The sequence below is a fragment of the Modestobacter sp. SSW1-42 genome (genome assembly GCF_046635825.1).
Taxonomy (GTDB): domain Bacteria; phylum Actinomycetota; class Actinomycetes; order Mycobacteriales; family Geodermatophilaceae; genus Modestobacter.
Genome location: NZ_JBISCA010000003.1, coordinates 377321 through 398038, shown reverse-complemented (window position 1 = coordinate 398038; position 20718 = coordinate 377321). Strand labels below are relative to the sequence as shown.

General features: G+C 75.5%; 19 protein-coding genes. 9 read left to right on the top strand and 10 right to left on the bottom strand.

Features of this window, described 5'->3' with window-relative positions:
* The first annotated feature begins 46 nt into the window (after window positions 1–46).
* Together ACGBYP_RS12220 and ACGBYP_RS12215 are read left to right on the top strand one after the other, a co-directional pair.
* A complete protein-coding gene (locus ACGBYP_RS12220; protein ID WP_411584393.1) occupies window positions 47–1447 on the top strand; it encodes an FAD-binding oxidoreductase in 1401 nt (466 codons plus the stop codon).
* Complete coding sequence (locus ACGBYP_RS12215; RefSeq protein WP_411584392.1) at window positions 1444–2421, top strand: pyridoxamine 5'-phosphate oxidase family protein; 978 nt, start codon at window positions 1444–1446, stop codon at window positions 2419–2421. Before ACGBYP_RS12220 ends, ACGBYP_RS12215 begins: the two co-directional genes overlap by 4 nt.
* Before the next feature lie 95 nt (window positions 2422–2516).
* Here ACGBYP_RS12215 and ACGBYP_RS12210 read toward each other — a convergent pair whose 3' ends face one another.
* Complete coding sequence (locus ACGBYP_RS12210; RefSeq protein WP_411584390.1) at window positions 2517–2741, bottom strand: hypothetical protein; 225 nt, start codon at window positions 2739–2741, stop codon at window positions 2517–2519.
* Window positions 2742–3419: 678 nt separating this feature from the next.
* Between ACGBYP_RS12210 and ACGBYP_RS12205 the strand changes: the two genes are divergently transcribed.
* Window positions 3420–4079 carry a hemerythrin domain-containing protein gene (locus ACGBYP_RS12205; RefSeq protein ID WP_411584388.1) on the top strand — a complete coding sequence of 220 codons (660 nt, stop codon included), beginning with the start codon at window positions 3420–3422 and terminating at the stop codon, window positions 4077–4079.
* Here the strand turns inward: ACGBYP_RS12205 and ACGBYP_RS12200 are convergent.
* Entirely contained in the window at window positions 4060–6297 is a 2238-nt protein-coding gene (locus ACGBYP_RS12200; protein ID WP_411584386.1) for an ATP-binding protein, read from the bottom strand. The two genes, ACGBYP_RS12205 and ACGBYP_RS12200, sit on opposite strands and share 20 nt — an antisense overlap.
* Window positions 6298–6586: 289 nt before the next feature.
* Between ACGBYP_RS12200 and ACGBYP_RS12195 the strand changes: the two genes are divergently transcribed.
* Window positions 6587–7369: a hypothetical protein gene (locus tag ACGBYP_RS12195; RefSeq protein ID WP_411584384.1), complete on the top strand. Its 783-nt coding sequence runs from the start codon at window positions 6587–6589 to the stop codon at window positions 7367–7369.
* Window positions 7370–7403: 34 nt separating this feature from the next.
* Here the strand turns inward: ACGBYP_RS12195 and ACGBYP_RS12190 are convergent, their stop codons facing one another.
* Window positions 7404–8219 (bottom strand): potassium channel family protein, encoded by an 816-nt coding sequence (locus tag ACGBYP_RS12190; RefSeq protein WP_411584382.1) that lies wholly within the window; start codon window positions 8217–8219, stop codon window positions 7404–7406.
* A gap of 223 nt (window positions 8220–8442) precedes the next feature.
* Window positions 8443–9228 (bottom strand): lysostaphin resistance A-like protein, encoded by a 786-nt coding sequence (locus ACGBYP_RS12185; protein WP_411584380.1) that lies wholly within the window; start codon window positions 9226–9228, stop codon window positions 8443–8445.
* Between the two features lie 206 nt (window positions 9229–9434).
* Here ACGBYP_RS12185 and ACGBYP_RS12180 point away from each other — a divergent pair, with 206 nt between their 5' ends.
* On the top strand, window positions 9435–10049 hold the full coding sequence (locus tag ACGBYP_RS12180) for a TetR/AcrR family transcriptional regulator (RefSeq protein ID WP_411584378.1): 615 nt from the start codon (window positions 9435–9437) through the stop codon (window positions 10047–10049).
* Between the two features lie 162 nt (window positions 10050–10211).
* Here the strand turns inward: ACGBYP_RS12180 and ACGBYP_RS12175 are convergent, their stop codons facing one another.
* Window positions 10212–12899: a LuxR C-terminal-related transcriptional regulator gene (locus ACGBYP_RS12175; protein WP_411584377.1), complete on the bottom strand. Its 2688-nt coding sequence runs from the start codon at window positions 12897–12899 to the stop codon at window positions 10212–10214.
* Window positions 12900–13209: 310 nt separating this feature from the next.
* Between ACGBYP_RS12175 and ACGBYP_RS12170 the strand changes: the two genes are divergently transcribed.
* The gene (locus ACGBYP_RS12170) at window positions 13210–13710 is read left to right on the top strand and encodes a DUF1269 domain-containing protein (protein WP_411584375.1); all 501 of its coding nucleotides are present in this window, start codon (window positions 13210–13212) and stop codon (window positions 13708–13710) included.
* A 59-nt stretch (window positions 13711–13769) separates the two neighbouring features.
* On the opposite strand, the gene ACGBYP_RS12165 is transcribed toward ACGBYP_RS12170, so the two are convergent.
* Together ACGBYP_RS12165 and ACGBYP_RS12160 are read right to left on the bottom strand one after the other, a co-directional pair.
* Entirely contained in the window at window positions 13770–14306 is a 537-nt protein-coding gene (locus tag ACGBYP_RS12165) for a hypothetical protein (RefSeq protein ID WP_411584373.1), read from the bottom strand.
* A complete protein-coding gene (locus tag ACGBYP_RS12160; protein ID WP_411584371.1) occupies window positions 14303–14536 on the bottom strand; it encodes a hypothetical protein in 234 nt (77 codons plus the stop codon). Before ACGBYP_RS12160 ends, ACGBYP_RS12165 begins: the two co-directional genes overlap by 4 nt.
* 208 nt (window positions 14537–14744) lie before the next feature.
* On the opposite strand from ACGBYP_RS12160, the gene ACGBYP_RS12155 reads away from it, so the two are divergent.
* The gene (locus tag ACGBYP_RS12155; RefSeq protein ID WP_411584369.1) at window positions 14745–16706 is read left to right on the top strand and encodes an alkyl/aryl-sulfatase; all 1962 of its coding nucleotides are present in this window, start codon (window positions 14745–14747) and stop codon (window positions 16704–16706) included.
* A 40-nt stretch (window positions 16707–16746) separates the two neighbouring features.
* Window positions 16747–17466 (top strand): hypothetical protein, encoded by a 720-nt coding sequence (locus tag ACGBYP_RS12150; RefSeq protein WP_411584368.1) that lies wholly within the window; start codon window positions 16747–16749, stop codon window positions 17464–17466.
* Window positions 17467–17506: 40 nt separating this feature from the next.
* On the opposite strand, the gene ACGBYP_RS12145 is transcribed toward ACGBYP_RS12150, so the two are convergent.
* The 3 genes from ACGBYP_RS12145 to ACGBYP_RS12135 all read right to left on the bottom strand — a co-directional run bounded on the left by ACGBYP_RS12145 (window position 17507) and on the right by ACGBYP_RS12135 (window position 19994).
* On the bottom strand, window positions 17507–19195 hold the full coding sequence (locus ACGBYP_RS12145) for a SulP family inorganic anion transporter (protein ID WP_411584366.1): 1689 nt from the start codon (window positions 19193–19195) through the stop codon (window positions 17507–17509).
* A gap of 10 nt (window positions 19196–19205) precedes the next feature.
* A complete protein-coding gene (locus ACGBYP_RS12140) occupies window positions 19206–19679 on the bottom strand; it encodes a hypothetical protein (RefSeq protein ID WP_411584364.1) in 474 nt (157 codons plus the stop codon).
* 168 nt (window positions 19680–19847) lie between these two features.
* Window positions 19848–19994: a LapA family protein gene (locus ACGBYP_RS12135; RefSeq protein WP_411584363.1), complete on the bottom strand. Its 147-nt coding sequence runs from the start codon at window positions 19992–19994 to the stop codon at window positions 19848–19850.
* Between the two features lie 267 nt (window positions 19995–20261).
* Between ACGBYP_RS12135 and ACGBYP_RS12130 the strand changes: the two genes are divergently transcribed.
* On the top strand, window positions 20262–20699 hold the full coding sequence (locus ACGBYP_RS12130) for a hypothetical protein (RefSeq protein WP_411584362.1): 438 nt from the start codon (window positions 20262–20264) through the stop codon (window positions 20697–20699).
* Window positions 20700–20718: the final 19 nt, after the last annotated feature.

Here is a 20718-nt window from a genome sequence, read left to right as displayed (position 1 = left end):
GCCCGGGCCACGGTGGCGGCACCACCCCCCCCTTGGAGGACCGACCGTGACCACTCTCGACCGACCCCGTTCCGTTACCGACCTGGCGGCGCTGCGCCGCCTGTGCGGCGGCGCCGTCCACCTGCCCGGTGACCCCGGCTACGACGACGCCCGCCGGCCTTGGAACCTCGCCGTCGACCAGCGCCCCGCCGCCGTCGCCTATCCGGCCAGCACCAGCGAGGTCGCCGACGTGCTGCGCGCCGCCGGTGCGCTCAACCTCCGCGTGGCGCCCCAGGGCACCGGCCACAACGCCGGGCCGCTCGGCGACCTCTCCGGCACGGTGCTGCTGCGCACCGCGGCGATGACCGGGGTGGTGGTGGACCCGGACGCCCGGCGGGTGACCGTGCGCGCGGGCACCCTGTGGCTGGAGGCGGTCGAGGCCGCGGCCGCGCACGGGTTGGCCGTGCTGCACGGTTCCTCGCCCGACGTCGGCGTCGTCGGCTACTGCCTCGGCGGTGGGATGGGGTGGTACGCCCGGGCCCGCGGCCTGGCCGCGCACTCCATCGTCGCCGCCGAGCTCGTGCTGGCCGACGGCTCCGTGGTGCGGGTCGACGCCGAGCACCGCCCGGACCTGCTCTGGGCACTGCGCGGGGGAGGCGGCAACCTGGGCGTGGTCACCGAGCTGACCATCGAGGCCTTCGAGCTCACCACCGCGCACGCCGGGGTGCTGGTCTGGGACGCGACGCGTGCCGCGGAGGTCCTGCCGGCCTGGGTGGACTGGGCGCGGGAGGCCCCTCCGGAGGTGACGACGTCCTTCCGGCTCCTCAGCGTGCCGCCCCTGCCGGAGGTCCCCGCGCCGCTGCGCGGCCGGGACATCGTCATGGTCGACGGGGCGGTGCTCGCCGACCCGGCCACCGCGGCGGGCGTCCTCGCGCCGCTGCGGGCCCTCGGCCCGGAGCTCGACACCTTCGCCGACCTGCCCCCCGCTGCTCTGACGCACCTGCACATGGACCCCGAGGGTCCGACGCCGGCGCTGTCGGAGACGGTGATGGTCGGCGACCTGCCGCCGGAGGGGAGCGCTGCGTTCCTGGCCGCGGCCCCTCCCGGCACCGGGCTGATGGTGGCCGAGCTGCGCCAGCTCGGCGGGCAGCTGTCGGTGCCCTCCCCGACGGCGGCGCTGACGCACCTGGACGGCGCCTTCGTGGTCTTCGGCGGCTTCGTCCCGATCGACCCCGAGGTGACCGCCGCCGGGCTCGCCGGGACCGCGCGGCTGGCGGAGGCGATGGCGCCCTGGGCGACCGGGCAGCAGTACCTGAACTTCGTGGAGCGGCCCTGCGACGCGTCGGTGGGCTACTCCGCGCAGGTGTGGGAGACGCTGCGCCGGCTGCGGGACGAGCTGGACCCGCGCGGGGTCCTGCACGCCAACCACCAGGTGCCGACCGCGTCCACCGCGGAGAGCGCCCGATGACCACCGTGCAGCACCTGGGCGCCGGGCCGCTGCCGGCCGACCTCCTCGCCGTCGTCGACGCCTACCGCAGCTGCGAGCTGGCCACCCTCAGCCGCAGCGGCGCGCCGCTGGCCTGGCCCGTCGTCCCGATCTGGGACGCCGAGGCGGGCACCGCGTGGCTGACGACGTCGATCGGCCTGCCGCAGAAGGCGCTCAACATCCGCCGGGACGGTCGGGTGAGCCTGCTGTTCTCCGATCCGACCGGCAGCGGGATGGACGCACCGCCGCAGGTCCTGGTGCAAGGGACGGCCAGCTGTCCCGAGGAGATCATCACCGACGCCGAGCCCATCGCCCCGCTGTGGCGGCGGCTGGCGGAGCGGCAGCCCGGCAGCCGGATGTACGCCGCGCCGGCACCGGTGCGCCGCTGGCTGGACTGGTACTACTTCCGCCTCGTGATCACGGTGGTCCCGACCTCGGTCGAGGTGCGGGAGACCGCACCGCGGACCGTGTCCCCGCCGATGGCGCTGCCGGACCGCCCCGGCGCGCCGGCGCCGGCCCGGCAGGTGCACCGGGAGCTGCGCCGCTACCCGTCGGCGGTGCTGTCCTGGCCCGACGAGCGCGGGGTGCCCCGCTCGACGCGGGTGGTGGTGCACGACCTCACCTCGTCGGGCGCGCTGCTGCTGGGCACGGGACCGGACGAGCTGCTCCGCGAGGGGCCGGCGAGCATCCTGTGCCACGCGCACGACGAGCGCCTGGGCAGGCTGCGCAGCTTCTCGGCCGTGGGCCGGCTGACTCGCGAGGAGGCCGGCTGGTCGCTGACCGTGGAGCGGTACGTGCCGGGCGCGAGCACGAACCCGGTCACGGCCGTGGCGTTCCTGCGCCGGTGCCGGGCCACCGCCGGGCGCTACCTCGCCGCCCGGGGCCTGCCGCGTCCCGAGGTCGACTGGGCCGGGCTGCGCGCCTGCCACACCGTCGGCGGCGAGGGGGGCCGGTAGCCGCCCGCCCGGCAGCAGGCCCGCTCAGCCGGGCGGGCACGTCCGCGGTCGCCGCTCGACGGTCCGCCGGCCGGCCCTCGTCGACCCTGGCGCTGCTACGGGCCGGCCGGCGGGGAGGGCGCCGTCGGGCGGCGCAGCCCGCCGCCGGCCCGGTCCTCCCCGTCGTCGTCCGCGGTCGCGTCGTCGGCGGCGGAGCCGCGGCGTCCGGAGACGGCGAAGAACAGGGCCGCCGCGAAGAGGGCGAAGGCCACCGAGGCGCTGACCAGCGCGGTGGCGGTGCTGGCCGCGTAGACGGCCGGACCGACCAGCGAGCGGCGCACCGCGGCGCGCACCCGGGGCCGGGCCGCGGGGGTCAGCAGCTCGGGCCGGTGGGCGAGCCACGCCCAGACCGTGGCGATGTCAATGGACCAGGCCCGCCGGGGTGCCCCGGCCTGTCGCCGCGCTCGTCAGCGTCGCCGGAGTCGTGTCCGTGGCGTCGACCGTGCTCTGGGCGATCCCCATGCACGACCGGCTGGACCGGGTCGGCCGGTCCTCTGCCATCATCGACAGCCTCTTGCGGGCGGACCTGCTCCGTACGGCTGCTCTGACCACGAGCACCCTCGCCCTCGTGTGGTCGGTGTGGCGTGGCCCGGAGGATTCCTGCCCGGCGAGGTGAGTGCGACGCCGGCAGGCACTCAGGGGATCGGCTGGTCGGCGGCCAGCACGGGGTCGACGGCTGCCTGATCGCCGGGCACCCGCCAGGAGGTCGACCCGACGGCCGGGTGCTGTCGGCGGGTCACCCGCGAGGGTCCCGGCGCACGGTGCTCGAGGGACGACCGCACCCCTCGCGGCCCGGGTCCACCGCGTGCCGTCGCGGTGGATCGAGGTGCCGACTCACCCGATGCGCCGACATCGAGCGGTCGTCCACCGACCGCAGCGACGACAACGCGCAGGTGTGGGGGTCGGTGTGGGGGCGCTGTGGGTGGGGTGTCCGTCCGCCGACCGCCAGGCTCCTGGGCATGACGCACACCGCGAACACCCAGCTCACCGACGTGTCGGACATGGTCACCGTGCACCGCGCGTTCCGCCGCGAGTTCGGGCTCATGCCCCGCCTCGCCCGCTCCGTGGCCGCCGGGGACACCGCCCGCGCCGCGGTCCTCGCCGACCACGGCCGGCGTGTGCTCACCGGCCTGCACTACCACCACAGCGGGGAGGACGAGCTGCTCTGGCCCAAGCTGCTCGACCGCTGCCCGCCCGACGCCGAGCTGATCGAGCGCATGGAGGCCCAGCACCAGGGCCTGCACGAGCTCGTCGAGCGGCTGCAGGCCACGCTGCCGCGCTGGGAGGCCGAGGCGCGCCCGGCGGTCACCGAGGAGGTGGCGGGCACCTTCGAGGCCCTGCACGCCGCTCTCCTGGAGCACCTCGGCGACGAGGAGGAGCACATCCTGCCGCTGGCCGCCCGGCACGTGAGCCAGCAGGAGTGGGCCCAGCTCGCCGAGCACGGCTTCGGGCAGATGGCGAGGTCGGAGCTGCCGCTGATGTTCTGGATGGTCGTGGAGGAGGCGACCCCGGAGGAGGCGGCGGACATGTACGCCAACGTCCCGCTCCCGGTGCGCCTGCTGCTGAGGACCGTCTTCGCGTGGCGGTACCGGAGGTACGTCAGCCGCGTCCGCGGCTGACCCGGGCGGCGAGATCGGGGACGTCGGCCGGCCGCAGGTGACGGCCGCGTTCCCACAGCGCCCTGAACGCGGCCTCGCCCAGCGCGTCGCGGGCGGCGTTGAGCCAGCGGCCGGCCAGCTCCGGATCGGGCGGGACGGCGACGGTCAGCGCGGCCGCCGCAGCACCGGCACCGAACAGCTCCGCGGCGAGCTCCGGCTGCCCCCGCTCGGCGGCCAGGGCCCCGAGGTCGGGCAGCGCGTAGGCCAGGTTCCACGTCGTGGGCACCTCGGCAGCGAGCTGCACGACCTCCATCAGCAGGTCGAGCGCCGCATCGTCCTCGCCCCTGAGCCTGGCGAGGGTGGCCCGGGCGTTGAGCGCCGTCGCGACGGTGAACGGGGCGCCGGCGGCCCGGGCGAGCCGCTCGGCGTCGGCCAGCACCGCCGCCGCGGCCGTCAGGTCACCGAGGCGCAGCAACCGCCGTCCCTCGACCTGCGTGGCGTGCGCCTCGGCCCAGGCGTTGCCCGAGTCGTGCGCGACCCGGCGCGCCCGGTCCACGTGCGGTGCGGCGGTCGCGGGGTCGTCGAGGAACAGCGCCGCGGACGCCCGCAGCATCAGCGCCTCGGCCAGCAGCGGGTCGTCCCCGGCCGCGCGGGCGGCCGCGACAGCTGCGTCGGCCGGTGCCACCATGCCGGCGAGGTCGCCGGTGGCGTAGCGCAGCCCGGCGAGCGCGGTCCCGCGGGCGGCGCGCTCGACGTCGCCCAGGCCCTCCGCGGGGATCCGGGTGACCCAGCCCAGCCCCTCGACGGCGTAGCCGCGCAGCGCCCAGTAGATCCAGCTGTGCGCGGCGAGCACCGCCGCGTCGCCGTGCCGGCGGGCGTGGAGCAGGCGGGCGAAGGTGGCCCCGAGGTTCCCGTGCTCGGCGGCGAGCCGGTCGAGCGCGCGCCGCTGGCCGGCGTCCTGCAGCCCCGGGCGGGCGCCGGCGGCCAGGTCGAGGAAGAAGTCCGCCGCCCGGTCGGCGACCACCGCCGTCTCGCCCGCCCCGGTCAGCCGCACGGCGGCGTACTGCCGGACCGGCTCCAGCATCCGGTACCGGCCCTCATCGGCGACCACCAGCGACTGCTCGACCAGCCCCTCGAGCGCGGGCAGCGCGTCGGGCTGCAGGTGCTCGGCCGCGGCCAGGGAGAACCCGCCGGCGAAGACCGACAGTCGCCGCAGCAGCAACTGCTCGGTGGAGGTGAGCAGGTCGTGGCTCCAGTCGAGCGTGGCCCGGATGGTGCGCTGTCGCTCCGGGAGGTCCCGGCTGCGGGGCGAGCTGACGGCCTGGTCGAGCCGGTGCAGCAGCGCATCGGGGGCGAGGAAGCGGCAGTGGGCGGCCGCCAGCTCGAGCGCGAGGGGCAGCCCGTCGAGGCGTCGGCAGATGGCGGCGACGTCGGCGGCGGTGCCGTCCGTGAGGACGACGCTGCCGCCGGCGGCCCGGGCACGGTCGAGGAACACCTGCGCGGCGGGGGAGCGGCCGACGTCGTCCGGGTGGCCGCTGCCCGGCAGGGGCAGCGGACGCAGCGGGTACTCGTGCTCGGCGCGGACGCGCAGCGGCGCACGGCTGGTCGCCAGCACGGTCAGGCCCGGGGCCCGGGCGAGCAGCTCCGCCACGTCACCGGCCGCGTCCAGCAGGTGTTCGAGGTTGTCCAGGACGACCAGCAGCTGCCGGCCGGCGAGGTGCGCGACCACCGCGTCGAGCAGCGGCGTGCCCGACTGACGCAGGCCCAGGGCGCCGGCCAGCGTGGGCACCACCAGCCGCGCGCTGGTCACCGGTGCCAGTTCCACGACGGCGGCCGGGCGCCCGACCGCGCGGGCGACGTCGAGGGCGAGGCTGGTCTTGCCGACCCCGCCCGGTCCGGTGATCGTTATCAGCCGCCCGCCGTGCAGCAGCCGCACCAGCTCGGCGCGCTCGCAGTCGCGGCCCAGCAGCGGGACGGCCGGCGCCGGCACCGGTGGGCGCTCGACGGTCCTGGGCTTCGCGGCGGCCGCGAGCGCGTCGCGCTCGGCGTCGTCCAGGCCCAGGGCCCCGGCCAGCGCGCGGACGGTGTGCGGGTACGGACGGCGGCGCTCGCCCCGCTCCAGCGCGCTGACCGCCTTGGCGGTGAGCGCGGCCCGCTCGGCGAGCTCCTCCTGGGTGAGCGCGGCCCGCTCGCGGAACCGGCGCAGCCGCTCCGCGAACTCACCCGGCCCCTCGGTCATCGGCCGGGAAGGTACAGCGCGCAGCCGACGGGTGGGGAGGCTGCGCACCCCGGGCTCTCGGCGGGACACCGCGCGCCGCTCGCCGCCGGTTCGCCCGCGGTGGGAGGTCACGACGGGGAGCGGCGCGCACCACCGAGCGGGACGTCAGCCTGTCGGGTGCACCACAGGTGGGGCGCTGGTGTCCGGCCTGACCCGTTGCGGATGAGGAGGCACCGCGGCCTGACCACGGCCAGGTGCGCGCCGTCCCTGGCAGACTGGCCGTCCCGTCGCTCCAGATGGGAGAGCCGCCGTGGACTGGTACCAGCGAGTGCTCGTCGACACCGGCCGGTCGGCTGCGCTCTGGGCCCTGATCGGCTTCCTGGGGGCCTTCGCGGTCACGCGAGGCGTCACACGACGGATCCGTGCCAGGCAGGGCCACGCCGCGCCGACCAGCGAGCGGCCCGCCCAGGCCGGGCGCCTCCGGGACGTCTACATCGCCGGCGTGCACGTCCACCACCAGGTGTGGGGGATCCTGCTGGTCCTCCTCACGGGTCTGCTGGAGTTCCGCTTCGACCCCGGACCGCCGTGGACGGACGTCCTGGCGGCGTCGTTCGGGGCGGGCGCCGCACTGGCCCTCGACGAGTTCGCGCTGTGGTTCCACCTGGACGACGTCTACTGGGGTGAGGACGGACGGAAGTCCATCGACGCGGTCCTGGTCGCAGCCGTGCTCGGACTCGTCCTGCTGCTCCAGGCGACGCCGGTCGGTCCGGCCGCGGACCGCGAGGTGCTCGGGAGCTGGCTCTACCCGGTGCTGGTGCTCCTCCACCTGGCGACGGCCGCCGTGTGCATCGGGAAGGGGAAGATCGCCACCGGTCTGATCGGCGTGGTCGTGCCGGTCGTGGCGTCCGTCGGCGCCCTCCGGTTGGCCAAGCCGACCTCGGTCTGGGCGCGACGCCGGTACACCGGCGCCGAGCTCGATCGAGCGCAGGAACGGTTCGGCGAGCGTTACCGGGCGCGGTGGGACCGCCTGCGCGACCTCGTCGGCGGGAGACCCGACACCGGCTCGGACCGGGGCGGCAGCGGGACCGGCTAGCACCGCCGGGACGTGCGCGTCGAGGGCCCGCGTCTCACTTCTCCGGCGCTTCGCCGCGGGATCCCCCCGAGGCCGTCGGCCCGGCCCGCCACCGCTGCCCGAACAGCCCGACGAGGAGGGCGACGAAGGTGACCAGGAACAGCTGGCCGGTCAACGCCTCGGCGCTGGCCAGCAGCCTGCCCAGGGGCGTGACCGGGGTCAGGTCGCCGTAGCCGGTGGTCGTGATCGTCGCCAAGCTGAAGTACATGAACGTCGTCGTCCCCTCGGGGCGGCCGAAGAAGTCGCCCTGGGTCGCCTCGACGCCCAGGAACAGGAAGAAGAAGGTGATGGGCAGGAGCAGGTAGACCGCGATCGCTCCCGTCACGGTGCGCAGTCCCACCTCCCGGTGGCGGAGCAGCCGCCGGACGACCGCCGCCGGGGTGAGTCCGGACAGGACCATCCAGACGACCGGTCCCACGCCGTCGGTGCTCTCGAGGCGGCCGGGCGTCAGCGCGTCGACGACGATGGCGGAGATCGCGGCCAGGGTGCTGAGGGTGACCAGGCCGTCAGCGACGTGGACCCAGCGTCGTGCCAGACCGGACGCGCGCAGCGCCAGGATCAGCGTGGCGCCCACCAGGACGGTCACGACCACGGTGGACGCAGCGCCGGCGGAGCCGGTCCCGTCCGGGCCGACGCCGATCAGGGACAGCGTGACGATCGACACGACGGTCAGCGCCAGCACCGCGCCGAACCGGTCGAGTGCCGGCGAGGCGTCGTCGAACGGCCGGACCCGGCGCCTGCGCGAGTTCTCCTGCTCCCCGGCCCGGCCTCGTCTCCACGGGCCGGACGCGGGCGAGCCCGGGACCTCCATCAGCGGCGGGGCGGGTCGAGGAGGCAGGACCGGGGTCCCCGGCGCACGAGGCGCCGGGGGGAGCCCGCCGCACCCGACGCCCGGGAGCTGCCGGGTCCTCGACGCGCCGAGCGAGCAGACGACGGCGTCGGTCGTACCGACGGCGACCGCGGGTCGGACGCTGATGTCCGCGCCCTGGTCCGTGAGCTGGTGGGAGTGGTCACCGGCGCGGCCGTCCTCCGGCTCAGCCGGCCGGCTGGGCGGCCGGCGTGCGCTCACGCTCACCACTGCCGCGACGCAGCACGATCACCACACCCACGATCGCGAGGACGAACGCGAGGTACTGGGTCAGGCCGAGGACGGTGGAGGTCGACTCCGCGTCCCGCGCGGCGTCGGAGAACCCGAGGGTCGTGAAGTCGATCCACGCGTGCAGGACCATGCAGACGACCAGCGTGCCGGCGAGTCGCCGGGTGAGGTAGAAGACGGAGCCGGCGACGAACGCGAGGGCGATCTGCTGGACCGTGGACCCCAACGACTGGCCGAAGAAGACGTTCAGGGCGTGGACCAGCCCGAAGAGCAGGCAGCTGGCGAACCAGGCCATCGGCTCACGGAACCCACCGCGCAGACCGACGAGACCGGTGCCCCGCGTCAGCATCTCCTCGCCGAACCCGACCAGCAGCGTGCCGGCGCCCAGCGCCAGCAGGTAACCCGGCGCGCGGTCCGCCGGACCGGAACCTCCGAGCAGGGAACCCAGCCCCGGCAGCACCATCAGGACCGGCACTACCCACAGCCAGCGCGGCGCCCCCAGCTCCTCGCGGATCGCCGGTCCCCACCACCCCAGGTAGCTCGTCACGGCGGCCGTGAAGGCCGACGCGATCGCCACCGGCAGGACGATGCCCCGGAGGACGGTCGAGGTCGAGTCACCCACCGAGTCGTAGTCGAGGCCGACGACGGCCCAGGTGGTCGCCACGATGCCGACGTAGCCGACCGCGAGGCCGACGGTCACGAGGGGGCGGGGTTCGACGCGCATGAGGCACCTCGCAGGACGGTCGACTCGAGTCAGCAGTCAGGAGACGGGTCGGGCCGGGACGTCGACGTCCGGGAGGGCCGAGGCACCGGTCCGACCCGTTTCAGACTACGCGGACCACGTGGTTTGGTAAACCACTCGGTCAGGACATGTCGGGGGTACCGGATCGGCGGGAGACCGCCTCCAGGAGGGTCTTCTAGGGTGAGTCGGTGAGTGCGGAGGTCCGGGTGGACGGACGGGCGAGACGTTTCGAGCACCGCCGTCCTGAGCTCCTCGCCGCCGCGGTGGAGTACGTCCTCGACCACGGCATCACGGAGCTGTCACTGCGTCCCATGGCCAAGGCGCTCGGCGTCACCCACGGGACCCTCCTGCGCCACTTCGGGACCAAGGAGGAGCTCGTGGTCGAGGTGGTCACCACCATCCGTGGAGCACTGCTCGACGACCTGGTCCGTTCCGCAGCAGAACGGGCACCGGACTCGCCGGCCGACGCCATGCGGGCCGCCTGGCGCCAGCTGTGCCGACCGGCCGAGCGCCGGCAGTTCGTGCTCCTGTTCGAGCTGGTGGCGCTGGAGGTGCGCGAGCCCGGCCGTCTCGGTTCCCTGGCCACCCTGCTCGTCACCGACTTCCTCGGCCCCATCCAGGCGGCTCTCGAGACCCACGGGATGTCCCGGCGCGACGCGCGCAGGACGGCCACCGGGTTCCTCGCCCAGGTCCGCGGCCTGCAGATGGACCTGGCCGTCTCGGGGGACACGCGCCGCGTCGACGCCGCGATGGAGCACTACATCGAGTCGGTCACCCGCCCGCACCACGAACCGGACGCCTGAGGAGTCAGGCGCCAAGCCCGTGACGGCGTCCACCCACACGTGCGCCGACCTGCTCGCGGAGCCCGTCGCCGCCGCCGGCTCCGCCGCAGCCGCGCGGTGCGCGACCTCGGTGGTCGTGACGTGCGCTCCGAGGACCAGTGCGAGCGGACGAGGAGCGTCGGCTCAGACGAGCCCGAGGCTCCGTGCCCGCCGCACGGCGTCGTTGCGCCGGGAGACGGCGAGCTTCCGGTAGATGCCGCGCTGGTGGGTCTTGACGGTATTGACCGACACGACGAGGTCGTTGGCGATGTCCTCGGCGGACATGGCCTGGGCCATGCGGGCGAGCACCGTCGCCTCCCGCTCGGTCAGGTGCTCGACCGGCATCCGAGGCTGTTCGGTGCCTGGCCCCTCCGTCCGCCCCGGGGTGCCGGACCCGGCCGGGGTGGCCAGCCCGAGCCAGGCGTGCGCGCCCGTGACGTCGGGGAACGCGGACAGCAGGCCCCTGCCCGAGGGGCCGGGCCGCAGGAGGAGCCGCCGTCGACCCTCCGGCCTGGCCAGCGTCAGGGCCCGGTCCAGTGCCGCGCGTGCGAGCGGCCGGGAGCCCTCGACCAGGTGCAGCTGGGCTGCGAGCAGCCAGGCCTCGATCCGGCTGCCGGCGCCGTCGACCACGTCGCCGGCCAGGACCGGGGAGAGCAACGCGGCCGTGCGGCCCCGATCGCCGGTGGCGAGGGCCAGTGCGGCCCGCCGCACGGTCAGCTGGGCGCTCGGTGAGCCCACGCTGTCCAGTGCGGCGGTCGCGGCAGCCGCGTCCCGCCGATCGGTGTGGACCAGGGCCGAGGTCAGCGCGAGCCGGTCCGCGAGCCACGGCGGCAAGGGCCGGCCGCCCACGACGGCGGGCACGGTGGCCAGGGACGAGAGCGCGCGCCGGACGTCCCGGTGATCGGCGTACCCGACCGCCTTGACCAGGGGCACCAGGCTGGCGACGAGGGGGTCGTGACGGGCCTCCGCGCTCCGGGACGCGTGGTCCACGTGCCGGCGGGCGGCCGTCTGGTCGCCCTGCTCGACGGCGACCAGCGCGAGGGCCAGGTCGCCGGTCCCCGTTCGGTGGGCGAGGGGCAGACGCAGGTCGTCGGCGAGCGTGATCGCCGCGCGTCCGAGTTCGGCAGCCTGCCCCAGGCGCCCACGCAGGGCCTCCAGGACGGCCAGCCGGCCCAGGACGTCCAGCCGCGGGTACCGGCACTCCGGGCCGGAGGACACGACCAGCCCGTGGCGGAGGACCCGGTCGGCCTCGTCGAACCGCCCGGCCCAGAACGCGACGGCGGCCACGCTGGACAGCAGCAGGGCGAGCAGGTCGTGGTGCTGCCCCGCCTCCCGCGTCCGGGACAGCTGCGCCTCGCCCGAGGCGAGCGCGGCCTCGGCGGCCGGCAGGTCACCGTCGATCCGCGCCAGCAGGGCACGGATGACCGCGGTGGACGCCAGCAGCAGCGGGCGGTCGGACTCCGCCTCCTCCGGTGCGCGGTCCTCGGCGAGGCCCACCTGCTCCCGGCAGACGTCCAGGTCGCACGCCGTCAGGGCGCGGGCGGCACGGACGGCGGCGAGCATCGCCCCGCCCCCCGTCGCCGGGAGCCCGCGCAGCGCAGCGTCGAGCTGGGGCGCCTCCCGGCCCGCGAGGAGCCGCCCGATGCCCAGGCGCCGGACGAGCAGGGCCGCCGCCAACGGCCAGTCCGCCGCCGCCGCCGCGTGCTGCACGGCTTCGACGAGGCAGCCCGCGCCGTCGAACCAGGTCGACGCCCGCCGGTGGAGCTCCTCGACCGACCCGGGGCGCTCCCGGCCGAGTTCACCCCTCAGGACGTGGACCAGCAGGGGGTGGTACTCGTACCACCCGGGGGCCTGCTCCACCGCGGTCGTGAGCACGTTCGCCGACTGCAGGCGGGCCAGGACCATCTCCCCGCCCGCCCGGCCGGTCAACGCGTCGGCCAGGGCCGGGCACACCCGGTCCACCACGCAGGTGCTCAGCAGGAAGTCACGCACGTCGGGCGGCTGGGCCTCGAGCACCTCGGCCACCACGTACCCGGTCAGCGTGGGGTCCGCCCCCGGCAGGGCCGCCACGAGGGCGGCGGGCTCGCGGCGCTGCTGCATGGCCAGCGCGGAGAGCCGCAGTCCCGCTGCCCAGCCGTGGGTCCGCTCCGTGAGTGCGGTCAGGGTCTCCGGTGGCAGTCCGATGCCGTGTCGCCGGAGGAGGTCGCCGGCCTCCGCACCGGTGAACGCCAGGTCGCCGTTGCGGACCCGGGCAACTTCCCCACGCAGCTCGTAGCCGCGCAGCCATCGCGCCCCGTCGTCCCGGGTGAGGAGGACCAGCCGCAGGTTGCCGTCGGCATGACGGAGGACGAAGTCGAGCCCGCGGTGGACCTGCGGGTCCCTCACGACCTCGAACCGGTCGAGCACGAGCACCACCGGGGTCGCGCCGGTGGCCAGGGCGTCGGCGAGGCGGGCCAGGAGGTCATGCGGGACGCTGCCTGCCAGGAAGGGCACGCCGACGTCGTCCGGGAGCCCGGCCCCGGCCCGCCGCAGGCTGGCGAGGACGTAGGTCCAGAACTCGCCGGGAACGTCGTCCTCCGGCTCGAGCGTCAGCCAGGCCACCGGGCCCGGTGGGGTGGTCCTGGCGCACCAGGACGCCAGCAGGAGGGTCTTGCCGGACCCGGCCGCACCGCTGACCACGGTCAGCAGGCCCTCGACGCCGCGGGAGACCAGCTGCAGCAGGCGGGGCCGGTCGACGACCGGTGTGCGGATCCGGGGAGCCGCGGTCTTCGTCGTGAGGAGGGGACCGCCGCGGGAGCGGTCGCCTCCTGCGATGTCCGGAGCAGTGCTCATCGCCGGTTTCACCCATTCCGCAGGAGGACGGACGACGACGGTGCCCACCGTCGTCCCCCGCCACCCCAGGATGGTCGACGGCCCGCACCCACCCCCCGGTCCCCAGGGCCCCTGCGACCGGGACCATCGGCCCGCAGGGAGACCGGGTGGCCGTGCCGCCCCCCGATGGCGGGGGTCAGAGTGCCCTCGACTGGCGCGGGCCCGGACCCCGCCCCGTCGTCCTCATCCGGGACGGACGATGCGTCCACCGGGGGACCCGGGCACGGTCGTGGTGGACGAGCGTCGCCCGACGCTCGCGGAAGGAGGCCCGATGTCCACCCTCAGCGTGTGGCGCTTCGCCACGCCCGACGGCGCCGAGGACGCCGTCGCCACGCTCCGGAGCCTGGAGCAACAACGGTTGATCACCGTGCTGGACGCGGCGACCGTCTCGTGGCCGGCCGACGCGAAGAAGCCCCGGACCCGTCAGCTCCACGACCTGACCGGGAGCGGCGCTCTCGGCGGGGCCTTCTGGGGCATGCTGTTCGGTCTGCTGTTCCTGGTCCCGCTGCTGGGGGCCGCCATCGGCGCGGCGGCCGGCGCACTCGCCGGGAGGCTGACCGACGTCGGCATCAGCGACGACTTCGTGCGGCGCGCCAAGGAGGAGATCACCCCCGGCACCTCCGCGCTCTTCGTCTTCTCGCAGGACGCGGTGCTCGACCGGGTCCAGCAGGCCTTCGCCGGGCAGCAGGCGGACCTGCTGTTCACCAACCTGTCCGCCGAGCAGGAGACCCAGCTCCGCGAGGCCTTCACCGACGAGGCGCTCGTGCGCTGAGGTCCCGGACCCGGGCTCGGTCGCCGGCCCCGCCCTCGCCGGGTGAGGCCGGCGACCGGCTAGGTGAGCGCCAGCTTGACGGTCGCCAGGGCCAGGGCGACGCCGAGCGCCGCGCAGCCCACCGAGACGGCCCGCCACAGGGGCTCGCCGCTCGTCCGTGCCTCGACCGTGACGAGCGCGCCGATGAACACCGCGACCGACATGCGGGCGGTCGGCACCTCCGCCGGATCGGGGGAGAGCACGACGACGGCCGACGCCACGGACGCCAGCACGACGGCCATGACGACCTGGCTGAACAACAGCTCCCCGGGCGTGCGGTGCAGGCTCGCGTCCCGCACGAGGAGACCGGCCAGGGTGAGGGCGAACCAGTGCGCCACGGCCAGACCGACCGTCGACCCCCAGATGACGAGCAGCAGCTCCGGCAGCGGCGGTGGGACGTCGTCGGGGGCGACGTTCAGCGCGACGAGCAGCGTCAGGCCGAGGTAGAAGGCCGTCATGTCGGCCTCGCGCCGCAGCGACGGGTCGCTGCGGGTGGCCCGGACCCGCTCGCGCAGCCGGTCCGGTCGCCGGGGCTCCGTCCGCGGCGCCCCTGTCACCGCAGCCGTCCCCGCCCGTCGAGGACGGACAGGCGGACGTCCGGCTGGGCGTCGGCCTCCTCCAGCGGATGCCGGAGGCGCTGCCCGGCGGCCCTGGCCGCCTCGGTCGCCACCGCGACCACGTAGGGCAGGCAGGCCACCGTCACGACGACGATGGCTGCACCTGCCCGCACGACCAGCCGCAGCGAGCTCTCCTCCTCGACTGCCCGGGATCCTCCGTCGGACCGCATGAGGTCCCTCCTTCCTCCCACCGCCGGTCAGAGCCTGGAGGCCAGGCCGTCGCCGGCACCTCATCCCGTCCGGGTGATGTCCCGGTCGGCCGGGCGGTCGAGCCTCACTGCCACGGGCGGGTCGGTCCTCCGGGGCCGGTGACCGCTCCCATCGGCCCCGACCGGGGACCGCACGCGCGAGGACCCCACGACCGGAGGACAGGCAGCCATGACCGAGACCCTCAGGACCGACACACCCACCGATGCCGTCCCGGCACCCCGTCGCGCCGCGAACGGCACGCCGGCGACAGAGCCGAGGCCGGCGACGGCGGCGGTGGCCGCGCAGCACCGCCGGTTGCTGGCGTCGCTGCCGTTCTCCGACGTGCAGGACCTCGAGGACGCCAAGCGTGGCTTCCTCGGCGCCCTGGAACCGGGCATCGTCCGTTCCGGCGACCGCGTGGTGTGGGACAACGACGCCTACGGGTTCCTGACCGGAGACGCCCCCGAGACGGTCAACCCGAGCCTGTGGCGCCAGTCGGGACTCAACGCGATCCAGGGCCTGTTCGAGGTGACGCCCGGGATCTACCAGGTCCGCGGCCTGGACCTGTCGAACGTGTCCTTCATCGAAGGGGACCGCGGCGTCCTGGTCCTGGACCCGCTGATCTCCGCCGAGACCGCCGAGGCCGCGCTCGGGCTCTACCGGCGGCACCGGGGGGACCGGCCCGTGACCGGCGTGATCTACACGCACAGCCACGCCGACCACTTCGGCGGCGCCCGCGGCGTGGTGTCGCAGGAGGACGTGGACGCGGGCCGCGTGCCGATCCTCGCCCCGCAGGGCTTCGTGACGGAGGCGATCAGCGAGAACGTCTACGCCGGGACGGCGATGGCGCGGCGAGCCGGGTACATGTACGGGGCCGCGCTTCCCCGCGGGCCGCGGGGACAGGTGGGGGCGGGGCTGGGCCAGACGACGTCGACCGGCACCTTCGGCCTCCTCCCGCCGACCCTCGACGTGACGACGACCGGGCAGGAGGAGACGGTCGACGGCGTCCGCATGGTCTTCCAGATGGCGCCGGGGACCGAGGCCCCGGCCGAGATGCACGTGTTCTTCCCGGAGCGGCGCGCGCTCTGCATGGCGGAGAACGCCACGCACGTGCTGCACAACGTCCTCACGATCCGTGGCGCGCAGGTGCGCGACGCGCACGCCTGGGCGGGCCACCTCACCGAGGCCATCGACCTGTTCGGCAACGAGCTGGACCTGGTGTTCGCCTCCCACCACTGGCCGACCTGGGGCCGCCGGCGGTCGGTGGAGTTCCTCGCGCTGCAACGGGACCTCTACGCCTACCTGCACGACCAGACGGTGCGCATGCTCAACCAGGGGATGACCGGCGCGGAGATCGCCGAGGCGATCGTGCTGCCACCGGCGCTGGAGGGCGCCTGGCACGCCCGCGGCTACTACGGCTCGGTCAGCCACAACGTGAAGGCGATCTACCAGCGCTACATGGGCTGGTACGACGGCAACCCCGCCCACCTGTGGCCGCACCCGCCGGAGGCGGCCGGGCGCCGGTACGTGGAGTTCATGGGCGGCGCGGACGCGGTCGTCGCCAAGGCGCGGGAGTCCTTCGACGCCGGGGACTTCCGGTGGGTCGCCGAGGTGCTCGACCACGTCGTGTTCGCCCAGCCGGACCACGACGCGGCCCGCGAGCTGCTCGCCGACACCTACGAGCAGCTCGGCTACGGCGCGGAGAACGGCACCTGGCGCTGCGCCTACCTCTCCGGCGCGACCGAGCTGCGCTCGGGCGGCTTCGGGACACCGGTGACCCCGGTGTCCCCGGACGTGCTGGCGCAGCTCACCCCCGAGCAGCTCTTCGATGCCCTGGCCATCCGGATCGACGGCCCGCGGTGCTGGGACGAGCACCTCACGCTGGACGTGCACCTGACCGACGTGGGCACCCGGTACCGGCTGAGCCTGCGCAACGGGGTGCTCAGCCACACGGCCGCCGCACAGGAGACCGACGCGGACGCCGTCCTGCACCTCCCGGCCGCGGCGCTGCCCACCGTGGCCGCGGGGGCGGCGGACCCGGCCGGCGCCGCGGCCGCGGGCATCACGGTCGAGGGCGACCCGGCGGCACTGGGTCGGTTGACGGCCGCCCTGGACGCCCCCGACCCGGACTTCGCCATCGTCACCCCCTGAGCCGGCCCGCCTCGGCCGGCCCGGCGAGAGGAGCAGCGGGATGCCCGCCGTGCGCGACCCGCTCACCGGCGCGCGACTGCGCACTCCGCGCGCCGCAGCGGTGGCGGGCATCCTCTTCTCCCTGCTGCTGGGCACGGCCCTGACGCTCATCGCACTGGCCTCACCCGACCACCCGGCCACCGTGGGGTCGTGGTTGACCGAGTCGCCGCGACGCACCGCGCTCGGCGTCGCGCTGACCCTGGTGCCGTTCGCCGGCATCGCCTTCCTGTGGTTCATCGGCGTGGTGCGGGACCGGATCGGGGAGCGGGAGGACCGGTTCTTCGCCTCGGTCTTCCTCGGCAGCGGCCTGCTGTTCGTGGCGATGCTGTTCGCCGCTGCCGCCGTCGCCGGGGCGCTGGTGGCCGATGAGTCCCTGCGCTCGGGGGCGGAGCCGGGACCGACCGTCCTCGCCCTGGGCCGGCGGGTCGTCGGCCTCCTGATGCAGGACTACGCGATGCGGATGGCCGCGGTGTTCACGATGAGCACCGCGACGATCGCGCTGCGGACGCGGGTGGCCTCGCGGTGGATCGGACTGCTCGGTGTCGCCGTCGCCGCCGTCCTGCTGGTGGCCGTGGGGCTGACGCCGTGGGTGGAGCTGCTGTTCCCCGCGTGGGTGCTGCTGCTCAGCATCGACATCCTCCGGAGCGAGCCGGAGGGGACCGCCGGAGGTCCGGACACCGCGGCGTCGACGACGCACCAGCGCGCGGCCGGGTTGCGCTGAGCCGGTCGGCCCCGGGGCCGGGCGCCATGGACCGCGACGGTCAGGCGTCGTCCCCGGTGTCGTCCCCGGCCGCCTGGCCGGCGATCCAGCGTTCGGCGTCGGCACAGGCGCGCCGCAGGGCCGCGCCCACCCGCTCGTCGCCGGCGTAGACGTTCTCCGCCCCGATCACGTCGGTCACGCCGCCCACCTGCAGCTGGTGCCGGACGCGTGCCCCGGCCGAGACGACGACCAGCTTGGACCGGGCGGCCCGGAGGGTCAGCGCGTAACGGCGAAGCACGTCCAGCACACCGCTGCCCAGGTCGGTGCGCCCGCGCAGTCGCAGGACCACCACCGCGTGGCGCGTGTCCCCGGTCGGGGCGGGCAGGCAGGCCTCGAGCACCGGAGCGGCGGCGAAGAACAGGCTCCCGTACGGCTGCAGGACCACCACCTCCTCCGCCGGCAGACCGGCCGGCAGGTCGCCTTCGACAAGGTCGCCGTCCCGGTCGAGCCGCCACCGCCTGACCGTGACCCGGTCGGCCTGGCGCACCACGTGCAGGACGACCGCCAGCCCCACCCCAACCAGCACCGCGTACTGCGACGGGACGACCATCGTGAGGACGAACGTGGTCGCCAGCACCACCTTCTGCACCGCACCGGTCCGCCACACCGACGAGAGCTCGGCGGGCTTGACGGTCCGGAGGCCGATCAGGACGAGCAGGGCAGCGAGCGCGGGCATGGCGACGTGGCCCACCAGCCCGGCGAAGGCCAGGATCACCACCGCCATCACCAGGCCGGCGATCAGCAGGGCCAGACGCGACCTTGCGCCGGCCGCCCGGTTCAGCGACGAGGCCGACATCGACCCGCCCACGGGCATCCCCTGGAAGACGCCGGCGAGCACGTTGCCGGCACCCTGCCCGATGAAGTCCCGGGACGCGTCGGGGTGCCGGCCGTCGGGGTTCGGGAAGCCGGCCGAGACGGCGGCCCCCTGCACCAGCCCCACGAAGGCCAGGGACAGCGCCGGTACCAGCAGCGACGGGACGAGCCCCGGCAGCGGCAGCTGGGGCGTCGGCAGCGAGCGCGGTACGGCGCCCAGGTCGCCGACGGTGGCGACGCTGCGCCAGCCGACCACCGCCGTGGCGGCCGAGGTGAGGACGACGGCGACCACGAGGCCCAGCGGACCCAGTCTCGTCCTCTCCAGCAGCACGATGAGCACCAGCGTGCCGATCCCCACGGCCAGGGAGGCCGGGTGCAGCTGACCGGGGTGCAGCACCGTGGTGACGGCGCGGACGACCCGGTTGGCCCCCTCCGCCCGGTAGCCGGTCAGGTCGGCCAGCTGCCCGAGGACGATGTTCACCCCGACGGCGCCGATGAAGCCGACCATGACCGCGTTCGGCACGAAGCGCAGCAGCGCCCCCAGCCGCAGGAAGCCGGCGGCGAGCATCACCACGCCGGTGAGTACCGAGAGCGTGAACAGGGCGGCCGCTTGGTCGCTGCCCGCGTGCACCGCCGGCACGTCCGCGGTGATGAGGGCCATCGCCCCGGTGGCCTGCACCGCCATGAACGCCGAGCTCGTGCACAGCGCGCCACCCACGGTGCCGAACAGGTAGGCGTACAGACCGGCCAGCGGGTTCACGCCGGCGAGGAGCCCGGCGGCCAGCCCGTCGGGCACGCTCTCCACCCCGAGGACGACGCCGGCGACGGTGTCCTGCCGCAGCGTCCTCCGGCGGCGGGACAGACCGGGCCGGCTCACGAGGCTGCGCTCAGACGTCGGGTGACGTGCGGTGCCCGACGGCAGGCCGCGGGGCCGGCACGACGCTCGGGGCGGGTCCGGCAGCGGGGAAGGGTGCGAGCGCCCGTTCCCGGTCCTCGGCGCGCACCGCGACGGCGATGTGGCTGCCCCCGGAGCCGAAGGTGAGCACGAGCGGGTCGGGACCGAGCCGCCCGACCTCCCCCGGGCGCGCCGGGCGCGGCCCGTCCAGGCCGTCGACGGGCAGGACCTCGGTACGGAACAGGAAGGGGGCTCGGGTCCAGACCAGCACGTCGCGGACCCAGCGTCCGTAGCCGCGGCGCCACCGGGGGCCCAGACCGTCGACGGGGCCGTCGGCGGCCCGGACGGCGCCGCGGAAGGCACCGGGTCGGCGCCGCACCCAGCGCCTGCGCCCGGACACGAGCGCGCCGACCGCGACGACCACGATCAGGTCGACGCCGAGGGCGACGAGCAGGGCGATGAGCACGGCGGGCCTCCGTCATCGGGGTGGGTGGCGCGCGACCACCGCGATTCGTCGACCGTGCCCGTGCGGCCGGTGTGGTGCCTCCCCCTCACCGGGTGAACCCGTCACGGCCGGGCGCACCGGACGGCGGTCGTGCCGGGCGCCGGCAGCCACCACCGACCGGGCGGGGGCTCACCGCCGGGTGCGGAGGAGCGCGCCGATGACCGCGCCCACCAGCACCGCGATCGTCAGCAGGAGCCAGACGGGTGCCGAGGCGGTCGCGGTGAACAGCTGGATCGACACCCGGTCGCGGTTCTGTGCGATGAACACGACGGCCATGGCCGCGAGGACGGCTGCGGCTGCCCACGCTGGTCGTACGGGCTTCCTGGCCGTCTCGCCGCTCGTGGTCGGGCGGGCCGGTGTGCCGGTCATGGCGGTCGCCTCCCTCGGGGTGGCCCAGACGCTCTGTGCCGCGCCCATGGTGAGCCGGCGCAGGACGCACCCGCCTCACCTCCGGGGGATGAGGTGGAGGGGGCCTGGCGGACCGACGATCCCCATCACCCGCCGACGACCCCGCTCCCGCACCGTCGACCGAGGGGACCCTGGATGAGACCGCGCCTGACGGCCGCCGTGGTGGACCTCTTCGTCTACGTCGTCGTCCTCAACCTGTTCATCGAGCACCTGCCCAGCGTCCTCAGTGAGACCTTCACGCTGTCGGTGCTCACCGCCGTCGTCCTGAAGGTCGTCCTCGAGGTCGTGGTCGCCGTCGAGCACCGGGTCGAACGGCGGTTGCGGCACGCGTCGGACCCCGCCGGCCGGATCGCCGCCGCCGGGCTGTTGTGGCTGGTCCTGGTCGGGAGCAAGTTCGTCGTCCTGGAGGTCGTCGACGTCGTGTTCGGCCCTCGCGTGAGCCTGGGGGGCTTCGTCCCGGTGACCTCGCTGGTCATCACCCTGCTCGTCGCTCGTGCCGCCGTCCGTCGTGCGCTGCAGATCCCACGCTCGCGGGCCGAGGGCCCGGAGGAGGCGCGGGCTGCCCGCCGGTGACCGCCGCCGCGGGCCGGCC

What these genes read in the sequence shown, in the direction of transcription:
- ACGBYP_RS12170 (WP_411584375.1), top strand. Translation starts at nt 13,210, where the DNA reads ATGTCCACCCTCAGCGTGTGGCGCTTCGCCACGCCCGACGGCGCCGAG.
- ACGBYP_RS12200 (WP_411584386.1), bottom strand. Translation starts at nt 6,297, where the DNA reads ATGACCGAGGGGCCGGGTGAGTTCGCGGAGCGGCTGCGCCGGTTCCGC.
- ACGBYP_RS12215 (WP_411584392.1), top strand. Translation starts at nt 1,444, where the DNA reads ATGACCACCGTGCAGCACCTGGGCGCCGGGCCGCTGCCGGCCGACCTC.
- ACGBYP_RS12135 (WP_411584363.1), bottom strand. Translation starts at nt 19,994, where the DNA reads ATGGCCGTCGTGTTCATCGCACAGAACCGCGACCGGGTGTCGATCCAG.
- ACGBYP_RS12130 (WP_411584362.1), top strand. Translation starts at nt 20,262, where the DNA reads ATGAGACCGCGCCTGACGGCCGCCGTGGTGGACCTCTTCGTCTACGTC.
- ACGBYP_RS12185 (WP_411584380.1), bottom strand. Translation starts at nt 9,228, where the DNA reads ATGCGCGTCGAACCCCGCCCCCTCGTGACCGTCGGCCTCGCGGTCGGC.
- ACGBYP_RS12175 (WP_411584377.1), bottom strand. Translation starts at nt 12,899, where the DNA reads ATGAGCACTGCTCCGGACATCGCAGGAGGCGACCGCTCCCGCGGCGGT.
- ACGBYP_RS12155 (WP_411584369.1), top strand. Translation starts at nt 14,745, where the DNA reads ATGACCGAGACCCTCAGGACCGACACACCCACCGATGCCGTCCCGGCA.
- ACGBYP_RS12150 (WP_411584368.1), top strand. Translation starts at nt 16,747, where the DNA reads ATGCCCGCCGTGCGCGACCCGCTCACCGGCGCGCGACTGCGCACTCCG.
- ACGBYP_RS12205 (WP_411584388.1), top strand. Translation starts at nt 3,420, where the DNA reads ATGACGCACACCGCGAACACCCAGCTCACCGACGTGTCGGACATGGTC.
- ACGBYP_RS12160 (WP_411584371.1), bottom strand. Translation starts at nt 14,536, where the DNA reads ATGCGGTCCGACGGAGGATCCCGGGCAGTCGAGGAGGAGAGCTCGCTG.
- ACGBYP_RS12190 (WP_411584382.1), bottom strand. Translation starts at nt 8,219, where the DNA reads ATGGAGGTCCCGGGCTCGCCCGCGTCCGGCCCGTGGAGACGAGGCCGG.